Annotated in this window: 9 protein-coding genes; 4 read left to right on the top strand and 5 right to left on the bottom strand. The window is 35.0% G+C overall.

Annotation, left to right across the window (positions count from 1 at the left end; genetic code table 11):
• The first annotated feature begins 19 nt into the window (after positions 1–19).
• Positions 20–514: a phosphoribosyltransferase gene (locus IPJ80_13805; protein MBK7914561.1), complete on the top strand. Its 495-nt coding sequence runs from the start codon at positions 20–22 to the stop codon at positions 512–514.
• Here the strand turns inward: IPJ80_13805 and IPJ80_13810 are convergent.
• The 5 genes from IPJ80_13810 to IPJ80_13830 all read right to left on the bottom strand — a co-directional run bounded on the left by IPJ80_13810 (position 511) and on the right by IPJ80_13830 (position 8,192).
• Positions 511–1,272, bottom strand: coding sequence for a patatin-like phospholipase family protein (locus IPJ80_13810; GenBank protein MBK7914562.1), 762 nt, complete (start codon positions 1,270–1,272; stop codon positions 511–513). The genes IPJ80_13805 and IPJ80_13810 overlap by 4 nt on opposite strands.
• A 3-nt stretch (positions 1,273–1,275) precedes the next feature.
• Positions 1,276–2,955: a lamin tail domain-containing protein gene (locus tag IPJ80_13815; GenBank protein ID MBK7914563.1), complete on the bottom strand. Its 1,680-nt coding sequence runs from the start codon at positions 2,953–2,955 to the stop codon at positions 1,276–1,278.
• A gap of 118 nt (positions 2,956–3,073) precedes the next feature.
• Complete coding sequence (locus IPJ80_13820) at positions 3,074–6,325, bottom strand: TonB-dependent receptor (protein MBK7914564.1); 3,252 nt, start codon at positions 6,323–6,325, stop codon at positions 3,074–3,076.
• A 128-nt stretch (positions 6,326–6,453) separates the two neighbouring features.
• Positions 6,454–7,377, bottom strand: a complete 924-nt coding sequence (locus IPJ80_13825; protein ID MBK7914565.1) for an amidinotransferase — start codon at positions 7,375–7,377, stop codon at positions 6,454–6,456.
• 8 nt (positions 7,378–7,385) lie between these two features.
• On the bottom strand, positions 7,386–8,192 hold the full coding sequence (locus IPJ80_13830; protein MBK7914566.1) for a queuosine precursor transporter: 807 nt from the start codon (positions 8,190–8,192) through the stop codon (positions 7,386–7,388).
• Positions 8,193–8,248: 56 nt separating this feature from the next.
• On the opposite strand from IPJ80_13830, the gene hscA reads away from it, so the two are divergent.
• From hscA to IPJ80_13845, 3 genes are read left to right on the top strand one after another with little or no spacing between them, the layout of a single operon-like run.
• The gene (hscA, locus tag IPJ80_13835) at positions 8,249–10,099 is read left to right on the top strand and encodes a Fe-S protein assembly chaperone HscA (protein ID MBK7914567.1); all 1,851 of its coding nucleotides are present in this window, start codon (positions 8,249–8,251) and stop codon (positions 10,097–10,099) included.
• Positions 10,100–10,102: 3 nt separating this feature from the next.
• Positions 10,103–10,456 carry a translation initiation factor gene (locus tag IPJ80_13840; protein ID MBK7914568.1) on the top strand — a complete coding sequence of 118 codons (354 nt, stop codon included), beginning with the start codon at positions 10,103–10,105 and terminating at the stop codon, positions 10,454–10,456.
• A gap of 7 nt (positions 10,457–10,463) precedes the next feature.
• Positions 10,464–12,905: a hypothetical protein gene (locus IPJ80_13845; protein ID MBK7914569.1), complete on the top strand. Its 2,442-nt coding sequence runs from the start codon at positions 10,464–10,466 to the stop codon at positions 12,903–12,905.
• Positions 12,906–12,956 lie beyond the last annotated feature (51 nt).

The following is a 12,956-nucleotide window of genomic DNA, read 5'->3' on the forward strand; positions in this document are numbered from 1 at the left end:
ACCTTTTAATCAAATCAGTATGATAATTCTAAATCAGGAACAAATTAAACAAAAAATCAAACGAATGGCCATAGAAATTTATGAACGGCATTCTGATGAAAAGAAATTATTCCTCGCTGGTATCAATACCAAAGGGTATGAAATAGCCAAACTCTTAAGCCTACAAATCAGTGAGTTATCCCCAATTCAATGCGAATTACTTCATATACATATTAACCCGGCCCAGCCTACAGAACACCCGATCAGCCTAAACGTTGATTCCTCGATGCTCCGAAATAAATCTGTAATTATTACAGATGATGTTGCAAACACAGGCAGGACCCTGTTTTATTCTTTTAAAACGATCATGGATATCGTACCAAAGAAATTGGAAGTAGCGGTTTTAATCGAACGCACGCATAAAGGGTTTCCAATACACGTTGATTTTGTAGGAATGAAATTGGCTACTACTTTAAAGGACAATATTGAAGTAGCACTGGATTCTGCCAATGATTGGAAGGTTAGCCTAAATTAAAGGGAATTAAATTTTGCCTCCAGTGCTTCCCGGGTTGCCTGATATCCTAAATTATACAAATCTTCAGCTGTATTTAAATCAAATTTAGAATATTGACTTATTTTGGGAGATTCAATCAAAATATCGCAATACCCCATTTGTAATTTTGAATTATTTTGAACTGATAATTCAAGTACTCTGGTCAATAGTTTAAAGCTGTTATTAATTTCATCTGATTTGACCATTTGGACAGGCATTAAACTCACTCCAATTAAAATATCACAATGCTCCCGGATTATTGATGCTGGAAAATTCATCAATATTCCACCATCCAGATACAGTTCATTTTCTATTTCAACAGGTTTAAATAAAAGAGGCACGCTGCAAGATGCCAAAACTGGTTTAATCACAGATCCTTCATCGAAAATTTTAAGCTTCCCGGCAATTAAATTTGTCGCAATAACTTTTACAGGAATTTTCAGACTTTCAAATGTATCCTTGCTTAAGTTTTGAGTTAAAATTTGCTCTAAATAATTTAAATCCATCAAGCCTTTATTTGGCAATGCCGGACGTAAGAAATTAAACCATTTGGTTTTAATTGATAAATCAAGTAAGGTTTCCGGGGAGACGCCTCCTGAAAACAGGACACCAACCAATGCTCCTGCGCTGCATCCCGATATAATATCTAATTCAATGCCTGCTTCTTTTATAAACTGCAGGGCACCAATATGGTAAATTCCTCTAGCTCCACCGCCGGAGAGGCAAAGGCCAATCCGCATGTATTATAATTTTATAAAACGAAAGCGAGATGTTTTTTCGCCAGCTACACTTAAAAAATAAACTCCTGGAGCAAGATCTAATCTTGAAGGATTCTGAATTATTAAATTTTGAATTAATTTACCTTGTGCATTGTATATAGAAGCTGCACTTCCAACAAGGGCATTTGTGTTAAAGTAAATTAGATTATCGACCGGGTTAGGATAAATCTTTATTGATTCCTGGTTTAGATTAGTAGCATCAACAATTAATTTAATATCAGCCAAATATCTGGGTTGAATTTGATATCCTTCAAGAAAAGGATTGATTGCGTCAAATTGGGAACCCAATCCTGTTAAGTCAAATTTGCCGACCGGAGCTGAAGTGCCGTGTATATTCACATCATTGTCAATGCGCATATCAAAGGTATTTGTCCCATCGGTAACTTTTACCGTAAAGCCTAGCGGATTATTTGACCAGGTACCTGGATCAACTAATTCCATTTTTTTCATTTGGATTAACTGGGACTCAGTCGACTCATTTAAATATTTTACAACCGTGGGTTGAAAAAGCGAATTTCCTACAGATAGTTTTGTGATGCTATCTGGTATTATTTGAATAAGACCATTAAATTGAGTTATTAGGCCCTTAACTCGAATCAAATCTCCTTCTGTAACTGTGTACGCTAAATTTCCTGAACTTAAAAACACTGCAATCCCATCATTAAATTGGTCTATCAAAGTAAATTGCAAACCAATTGGACGCAAGTTGACTCCATAAACAACCCCTTCCAAACTGTATCTCCTGTTTAGACTGTCTGCCAAGCCATTAAAATCAGTAGAACTTATTATTCCAATTGGCAATGAGGGATAAAGGTCATCCTTAATTTTAACTATAACGGTACCTTTCATACCATTTGATGCATGTACATCACATTGATAATTATAAATGCCCGGTTGATTAAACTTATAAATGTAAGACCATAAAGCGGTAGAAGGCAATCCATTTCCAAAAGATTCAGGGTTTGCTGTAAATATCGATTTACTTCCATTTACATTATGGTGTCCCCCTTTATTGAGCCATTCCACTTTTTCACCAACAAAAATTTCAATAGTATCCGGATCAAATTTAAAATCAGACACATTAATCGTATAATCTGCACAAGAAATACTATTTACAGCATTAGGACTTGCAAACAGAAATTTCCCATTAATCTCTACTCCAACAGCATTTTTTGAAGCACCCCAATAGTTTTCAAGATTATTATCTATGTTGTCACGGCACAATTCCAAGCTTGCTCCATTGCCATTTGCATTTGAATCCCATGTGCCAAAATAATGAACACTATCGACAGGGTTTTGATTTGAATCCAGCAAAGTAATTACTTCATCTGTATTCCTTAAGCCCCCGCTAGTCCATTCAAGAGCTGGGAATCCAAAAACAGAATCAAATTTTAAGGAATTTACACAAATAATAAAATATGCATTTGGAGCCATTGTGGTGTCAGGAAATGTAATGACAACGGCATCTTTAATGGAATAATCCTTTAAATTTACTGCCTGATTTCCTGCATTATAAAATTCAATATATTCTAAAACATCAGTCCCACTTTCAGGGGGGTTAAACATGATTTCGTTAATTACGATCTGACTATTTGCCAGCGTCAACATACTTGTTAAGGAAAGTACCAGCATGATCCGTTTCATACTTCTATTTTTTACAAATATAAACAGATTTAAACTTAAATAAAAGACAAAAGGCAGGTTTTAATCAAAACCTGCCTTTTGTCTTTTACAATGAACTCTGTAAAGAGTCCTGATTGTGTTAATTGAATATATACCGAACTCCTAGTTGGATCTGATATACATCGGCTAAACTTGCTCTTTTAACAATTAATTTTTCAGGATACTTTCCATTTACTTTAGTGAATGTGTAATATGGAATATTGGCAGCATCCCTGCTTTCAAACTTCAAAGGGGAAGACGAAATCAATTGATCTCCAACTCCTAATGAAGGATCAATCAAATTCAAGAAATTTTGGATGTCAGCCCGAATCTGAATTCTGTTCTTATTTTGTCCAACAGTCAATCCAAATTCTTGAATGAATGATAAATCCACAGTGGTTAGAAAAGGTAAAATACCGCCATTGCGCTCATAATATTTTCCTTTGTACTTAGATAATTCTTCATTATTGTTAACAAATTTCATAAATGCATCCCGTTGCTCTTGCTCTGTTGCAGCGTCTTTAAAGTGAATTTCACTTCCATCATTTGGGACATACATCAAGTCATTAGCTGATTGTCCATCGTTATTTAAATCACCAGCAGTTACTAAATTAAAGCGGGATTGGTTGCTCGATTGCATAAATATTGAAATCTGAGATGAAATATTCTTTAAGTATGATTTTTTATAAGACAAAGCTGCAATAAAACGGTGTCTTTGATCAAAATCGGAATAGGCTAAATTAGGCAAATTATTGCCATTTACAGTTACCTGATCACGCCAGGAACTAAATGCTATAGAGCCAGCAGCCATAATGTCCTTTGCCTCTGAAAAATTATAGGCTGCCATTGCATAAAGGCCATTTTTAAATTGTCTTTCCAACTTTGGACTGATACTGTAAGCAAAACCCTCTGATGTATTTTTAAGCAATATGGCATCAGATACATTTGCATACAATCTGTTTGCTGTACCGCCATTAAATAAAGGTCTATTATCTACCCCACTTAAATTTTTTGTTGGGGTGATTTGATTTGCATTTACATAAGCTACATTGTTTATCGTTTTACTGTAAATTCCTTCTATGCTGGCTACAAAATCCCATGGCAATGAATAATCAACAGCCAGGTTGACCCGAGCCAATTGTGGCAATTTGAAGTTCTTATCTGTAACCGCTAAATTAAAATTAGGTGCAGCTGATGGGTTATCTGGAACGTATTTATCAACTTCTTCTGAAAATGGATATTTAGTTGTGTTGTTAGAATTAATAGAGTTTTTGGTTACCCCATTATTGCCAACTTGATTAGAAATCCAAACAAAAGGAACACGTCCTGTAAACACACCTATACCTCCCCTAAATTGCAATTTCCTGTTGCCCATAACATCGTAATTAAATCCCATTCTTGGAGAAAACAAGGTTCTTGATTTTGGCAAAACGTTTGTTTCAAATTGAATAATTTCTCCATCGGAGTCTTTAAAATTATAAGTAGCTGCCAATTGATTTCGGTATGCTGATCCAGAATAATAATGAGGTCTGTCTAAACGAAATCCAAAGGTTACATTCAAACGATCATTTAAAGATGAAACATTATCCTGGAAATAAATACCTGGCTGCTTTATGGTAATTTTATCTATTGGCAACTGACCTCCCGGCAATATTGAAAAGCCCAATTCATAATTAGGCAAAGTGACTGTTTCGCCATTTGCAGATTTGTAAAAATCATTCAAACTTGCAAACGTATATTTTCCATACCAGGTTGGAGTAAATGTATTTTCAAAATCAAATGACTCAAAGTTAAATCCGGCAGTAACCGTGTGACCATTCAAATACCAGGTTATGTTGTCTTGAATTTGTATGGTATTTGCATCTAAGCGGTTATTGGGTGTAAATGGTTCATAACCAAACGATGTATAAGTGATATTTCCTTCACGAATGTCCACCAATGGAAACACTGAACCTGGACTTTCTCTGTAATCCCGATTTGCGGTAAAACCAATTTGAACCTGATTAGAAGCTTTAGAGCCAAATAAAGTATTTAATTCTAAAATGCCTGAATGGATATCATTGTTAATTATATAATTTGTATTTTTAAAATTCAAATTGTTTAAATTTCCATTCCTGAATCCCGCTGCACCAGAACCACTTGCCAATACATCACGATACGATCTTAAATAATTGTATCTAAAACTTAATTTATTGGATTTATTAATATTATAATCTATTTTACCCAACAACTTGTTGCTGTATGTTTGCAAAGCATATCCATCATATACGCCTGGATCATAATCATATTTATCGATCAGGAATTGACGCAGACTATCCATCGTTGTTGATTTCACTCTGGTAATATTTCCTCCTACAGATTCACCAGGTCTCTGTGCACGATATTGCAGAGGATCATCGCGTCGCTCTCCTTCAGCATTTACAAAAAAGAATAATTTGTTTTTTACTATCGCGCCGCCCAGACTTGCTCCAAATTGTTTTACATCAAAATCCAATACGGTAACATTAAATGTATCGGCTTTTTTGCCTACAAAATTTTGATTTCTTAAATTGTAATAAGCTGTTCCGGAAAATTTATTGGAACCAGATTTAGTGACGGCATTTACACCAGCTCCTGTAAATCCAGACAAACGCACATCATAAGCACCGAGATTTACTTGAACTTCTTCAATGGCATCAAGACCTACCGGCGTTGCATTAGACTGCCCTCCAGGAGTAGAAGCCAGGCCAAAACTGTTATTGAAAATTGAACCATCAAGGCTCAGATTATTGTATCTGCTATCATTCCCAAGAAAAGAAGTCCCGGGTGCAGTAGTAGTTGAAACGGAAGACAATCTGCTTTGAGGTGTAAGTCTAACAAAATCATTCAAATTTCTACCAAGTGACGGGAGTGCTTCCAATGCTTCTCTCTTTATGTTTGTTGCTGCACCTGTGCGTTCAGAATTCAAAATTTCATTTGTTTTAGCTGTAACTAAAACCTCATTTAACACCACAGCTTCCTCTGTCAACTGGCCATTATATCTCAAATTTTGGCCAAGAGAAAGGTAAATCCCTTCTTCTTCAAGGTTTTTATAGCCTACATAAGTGATCGTTATTTTATAAGGACCTCCAACTCTTAAACTTGGAATGTTATAACGACCATCTTCTCGCGTATAAACGCCATAAATTGAACCTGAAGGAAGATGTGTGACTTGCACACTAGCAGCAATTAACGGCTCTCCTTTAGCATCTGTGACCGTTCCTAGAATCTGAGCATTTGTTGTGCCCTGTGCAAACATTGAATTTGTACAGAGAAGTTTCATTGCTAAAATGCACAAAACAATGAATACAGACTTTGTTGTACTTCGTTTCATAATTAGTTTTTTAGAAAAAAGGATTAAAATCAAGCAAAGTTAAAATTCTAATCCTACACCTATATTATTTTATTATAAAATAATAATTTATATATTACAATGCTGTTAATCAGGCGATTATAAGTTTATTAACGCGCTGGCAGGAAATTTTCAGCGATCATGCAACGGGCGCTCCCTCCTCCAACCGTTTCAATAATATCCAATGGAATTATGGCAAATTCCGTTGATTTTTCCAAACGAACTCGCTGGCTTTGGGTTAATGAATTAAAAGCACTTTCAGAACAAACTAATAGTGGAGAACCCTTTAGATTTTTTAACAGCAACATATTCCCGGCAAATTGATTCATCTGACTAAAACTAATTTCAATCAATTCCTTTTCAGATTGAGAAAATGAGTCCATTAACTTTTGTTGCTGTGATTCGGGTATGGATTCCATGCAACAGATCACAAAGTCTGAACCCATAGCCATCATTACATTGGTATGGTAAATTTCATTCTGTTGGGCATCTGCTGCATTAAATAATACAGTTTGATAGCCACTTAATAAAGCAAATTTATGAAGGACCCTCGGATCGGTTCTGGGACTCAGACACGCATATGCTATTTCATGAATTCTATCCAATATCAAACTTCCGGTCCCTTCTAAATACTGTTCATGTTCTTCAAATAATTCAAGACTGTAGCGCTTTGTTACCAAATACTTTTCAGTTAAATTATCAATAATATCTTCCCTACGCTCCTTTCTACGGATTAAAGCTTGCATCGGATACGTATAAATAGTCCCATTTTCATCAGTTGATATCCAATTATTAGGAAAAACCGAATCAGGCAAAATGGTATCCGGAAGATCTTCATATACATCGACATGCACCCCTTTTGTTGTTAAGGTGTTTACCATATTATCAAATTCTATTAGGGCTTTATCGCGAATTTCTTCTGCGCTTAATATCGATATATTTTTTTGAAATTTATTACTGGCTTCAGTTTCAAGATTAAATCCAAAATGTCCTGGACGCACCATGAAAATGCGATTTGTTAGTTGTTGTTTCATAGATAAATTTATAATTTCATAGCATCTTCCTTCAATTCATTGCTTAAGTCATCTCCAAGATAAAGATGTATTATAGAATGAATCAAATAAATTACAGGGGTTAAGCCAATGGCCATGCAAACTTTATAGATATAATTGACGGTTCCTATTGCCAGAACCAATGATAATGGCCAATTGGCACCAAAGTAAAATGCAATAAACAGAACAATATAACTGTCAAAAAATTGGGAAATCAAAGTAGATCCAGTTGCTCGCAACCAAATGCTTTTATTGCCGGTAAGTAACTTTATTTTATGGAATATTAATGCATCCAGTATCTGACCGATGATAAATGCTACAATTGATGCAAGAATAATTTTTAATCCTTGCCCAAAAACCAGTGAAAAAGCAGTATTGTAATTGGATACCTCACTTGAAAGCTGTTGTTTCTTTTGAGGATCAGTAATAAAATCTAAGTGCGAACTTGGCCAAAAATCAGCCGGAACCAAATGAATCGCTAAATACACAAACAAAAACGCATACCCAATCATAAAAATAGCTAACCAACTCAGCCTAATTACCCCACGCCTCCCAAAATACTCATTAATTATGTCAGTCATTATAAATACAACCGGCCAAATTAAGACACCTGCAGTCAACTGAAATGATAAATCTTTGTGTCCAAAGAAGTTAAAAGAACTTAAAGGAAGATTTAGAGACTTTTCCAGCGAAAATATCTTAACACCAATAAATTCGGCAATTAGAGCATTTGTAATAAATATAGCCGAAAGAATAATAAAAAGTCTGGTAGCCTTATTTTTATGCTGGTTTTTCATGCAAGCCTAAACAATCCTGTAATTAATTAGGTTTAATTGCCAGAATCGCCTTATAAATGTCTAAAATTTCTATTGATTTTAAAACCGGAAAATTAAAAAGCAATTCAGATCATGTCGTTGGCATCGATTTAGGCACAACGAACAGCTTGATTGCTTGCACTTTAGAGGGCAGGCCGACTATTATTCCAATTGGTGATAAAGCTAAAAAAAGCATGCCTTCTGCAGTTTGGTTTAATAAGGAGGGCATCGCCTATGTAGGTGATGAAGCTTTAACCAGGATGCATGAAGCACCTATGAATATGATTTACTCATTTAAACGATTTATGGGCAAATCTTATCAGGATTTAATAAATACGCATTCCAAACTTTCTTATGCTGTTCAACAAGAACCCGATACCAATGAAATTGTAATACCCGTTGCTTCTCAGGCAATCACTGCTATTGCTTTGTCCTCATTCATTTTAAAAGAGTTAAAAACAAATGCAGAAAACTATTTAAAATGTAGCATTTCCAAGGTAGTTATTACCGTACCAGCTTATTTTAATGACCATCAAAGGCAGGCTACCCGGGAAGCAGGAAAATTAGCTGGACTGGATGTTTTGAGAATTATAAACGAACCAACTGCCGCTGCTATGGCCTATGGCTTGGGAATAGACCCGAATCAAACGAAACATATCATGGTGTACGATTTAGGAGGTGGCACCTTTGATGTTTCCATTTTAAGAATAGAGAACGGTGTGTTTGATATCTTATCAACTCATGGTGATAATATGTTAGGAGGAGATGACATTGATCAGGAAATTGTACGCTTTTGGGAAAATCAATATAAAATAGATTCCAGTCCTGAAAATAAAGCAGCCCTCCGAACTATTGCAGAACAAGCTAAAATATTTTTACTGGATCATAATTTATTTAAACAATCCTGGCTCGGCATTGAACTAAGTTTAAACACTGAAAACCTAGAACAATTGGCTTCAAATTGGATAAATAAAACCATAAAATCTTGCCAGTTGGCTCTAAAAGACAGTGGTCTAAGTCCACAGGAAATTGATGAAATCATTTTAGTTGGCGGGTCATCAAGATTGTCTTTGGTAAAACGAAAACTAACTGAACATTTTAACAGACCCATTAATGATTTTTTAAATCCGGAAGAAGTAGTAGCATTAGGAGCTGCCATTCAAGCTGAAATTTTACAAGGCAACCGAAACGACTGGTTACTATTAGATGTAAATCCATTGTCTCTTGGGATTGAAACTTTGGGAGGCCTTATGGACACAATCATTCCCAGAAATTCGAAAATTCCAATTCAACTGGCTCGCAACTACACAACTTCTGTGGATGGCCAAAAGAATCTCAAAATCACAATTTATCAGGGCGAGCGAGATTTAGTACAAGACAACATTAAATTGGGAACGTTTATTTTAAAAAATATACCACCAATGCCGGCAGGTCTTGCGAAAATTGAAATTAAATTTAATCTTAATGCAGATGGAATATTAAGTGTAAGCGCAAAGGAAATCAGAAGCGGCATTGAACAACAAATTGAAATACGCTCCTCTTTGAAACTTTCCGACGACGAAATTCAACAACGACTTAAAGATTCTATTACGAATGCTGAATCAGATGCAAAAAATAAAGCCAAATTAGACAGTATCAATGAATTGAACTATCTTATATTAAATACGAAACGGTTTATCAATCAAAATAAAACGATTTTAAATTCTGATGAATTGGAAATAATGAATTATCAACTCAATAACTTAATTCAAGCATTATCAACTGATTCTAAAAAAGAAATTGATCAATGTATAAACACATTCAACACGATTACTGCTCCTATTGCACATAAAATTATGGACATTCAAATAAAAAATTCTTTAAGCGGAAGTTCTGTAAATAAGATCTAGTATATGCAAAAAAAAACATTGAACTCATTACAGGATTTAAGCTTGGCATATTCAACCAATAAAGAAGCTCCTCCTATACAAGAAGAGGAGAATCCGAATATTGTAAATAAAAACTTACAAAAAGTTCGCGTCGAACGCTATTCAAAACTAAAAGCTGGAAAATCAGTTTGTAGAATATTTGGCTTGGAAGAAACCGATGAAACACTCGAAAAATTATGCAAACAAATTAAACAGAAATGCGGTGTTGGAGGAAGTGTCAAAGACCAGGAAATCATCATTCAAGGAGATCAGGTTGAGAAAGTTATAAATATACTAATAGCTCTTGGCTATAAAAACACCAAACGAAGTGGAGGATAATATATTTATGGCTAAACTACACCCGGCAATTATATTCATTGGAATAATTTTATCGTTTTCATGTACTCATCATTCTTCGAACGATCAGAACCATGAAAATAAAGTTACTGAAGAAGCTTTTGAATATTTTCAATTTAGAAGTTTGGTAGAAGATTTTCCTTACAATCCCATAAATGATGGGACATTTTACAGAACCTATCAATTATTTAAAAAATCAAATTCATTCAATACATTTCGAAATTTATCGAAATGGAACTCTATTGGGCCATCAAATATTGCAGGCAGAAGTTTGTGTATTGCAATAAATCCATTGGATACAAATGAATTGTGGATGGGAAGTGCCGGCTCGGGATTATGGCGATCCACCACAGGAGGTATTGGCAATACCGCATGGACCTATGTTCCAACTAATTTTCCCGTGAGTTCTGTATCTTCTATCGCTATCCAAGCGAACGAACCCAATACAATATACATTGGCACTGGTGAAGTTTACAATTACAATGGAGCTGATGGTGGTCTGCAAACACGCACCCTAAGAGGCTCTAAGGGTATTGGCATTTTAAAGAGCCAAGACCATGGAATAAGCTGGAAACTGGTTCTTGATTGGAGTTCAAATAACAATACCGCAGTATGGAAAATATTAATTAATCCAACAAATCCAAATGTAGTTTTTGCTGCAACTACCCAAGGCGTTTACAGATCAGTTGATGGTGGTCTGAACTGGAAAATAAACCTGGATCTTCCTATGGCTTTAGATTTATTAATGGATGGAGAAGATCCTAAAATTATATATGCAGCTATTGGAGGAATAAACAGTTCTGAATATGGAATTTATAAAACAATCAATAGCGGCTTAAACTGGAAAAAAATCCAATCACCCAATGACAGCTTATATGAAGGTCGAATAATGCTTGCTTCATATAAAAAGAATCCTAAAAAAGTATATGCAGCTTATTCTGATGCCTTTAAAAGTGTTGGGATGCTCCGCACTACCGATCGATTTGATTCAATAAAATATTACACACCTATTAAAGATGTCACTTCGTATCAAGGTTGGTATGCTAAATGCTTGCACATCAAAGATGACGATTCATCTCAACTCATCATGGGGGGTGTTGATTTATATATTGACACTACCGGAACAGGGAATCAATTGTTTAATCTCATTTTAAGGAGAATAAAAATTCATGCTGACATGCATGATATAATCAGCAATCCATTTGACGCAAATAAAATTTACATAGCAACGGATGGCGGCTTATACCGTTCAAATAATTTTGCAAATAGTTTCTTTCCATGCAACGGAGGGTATCTAAGTTCCCAGTTTTATACCGGAAGTTTGGCAAAAAATGGAATTCATCTGTTAGGTGGTTTACAGGACAACAGGTCTGCTATCTATTCTGTAGATAATCAATGGAGGGTAACAAATTTAGGCGACGGAACATACAATGCATTTGATCCGGTTCAGGATTCTCTGTTGTACTGTTCATCCCAGTATCAAAATTTATACAGAAGCACGAATTTTGGAAACCAATGGGAAGAATTGATTCCTCCAAATCAAGAAGCAGGTTTTGTTTCACCTTTTATTCTTTGCAAATCCAATCCGAATCGAATTTATTCAGGCGGCAATATGTTGCTTAGGTCTGATAATCGAGGGACGTCATGGGATACTACTTTTCTTTCAAATAAAAATGAAAAAATCACAGCTATTGTCGACAATCCAAATCGCTCCAATGAGGTATTTCTTGCAACAATCATAGAACCATCTAAAACAACTAAACTATATTATAGTCAAGATGCAGGCAAACACCTGCTTTTAATTGATCATTCGATCCCTGAACGAATGATCCGTGATATTATTATAGACCCTAATGAAGAAAACAGACTCTACCTCTGTTTAGCTTCCTACAATCAGCCAGGCATCATGGTAAGTACCAATTATGGATTGGACTGGAATTTCCTTGACAACAATTCTTTGCCAGATGTACCTATCCATTGTTTAATCATAGATCCCAATGATTCAAATATCCTATATGCGGGAACGGATTTAGGTTTGTTTTATAGTACAGACCAAGGAAGCAATTGGAAATCCTACAATACGCATCCATTTGATCTTGTAGCCGTTTATGATTTACTTTTCAACAATTCAAAAAGAGAACTCGTTATTTTCACCCATAGTCATGGAGCATTCACCGTTGAAGCGATTGATAAAAATGCAGTCAAGGTCTCCAATCATAAAAAGAAAACCCTTCAATGCCAAGTCGTAAATAAAAAATTATACATTATTGGAGCTGAATCCATTCCCTTAAATTTAATGATCCTATCCAGTACTGGTCAGAATTTTTTCCTAAAAAATTCAAACAATGCATTTGATGTTGATATGCTACCTCCCGGTGTTTATTATTTGATTTCAAATGATTTAGGGGTTTTGAAATTTATACTATTATAAAATGACTAAAATCATTTTAACTTTATCAAATAATTTTAAATGAAATTATTC

Source organism: Saprospiraceae bacterium, assembly GCA_016714025.1.
Lineage (GTDB): Bacteria > Bacteroidota > Bacteroidia > Chitinophagales > Saprospiraceae > Vicinibacter.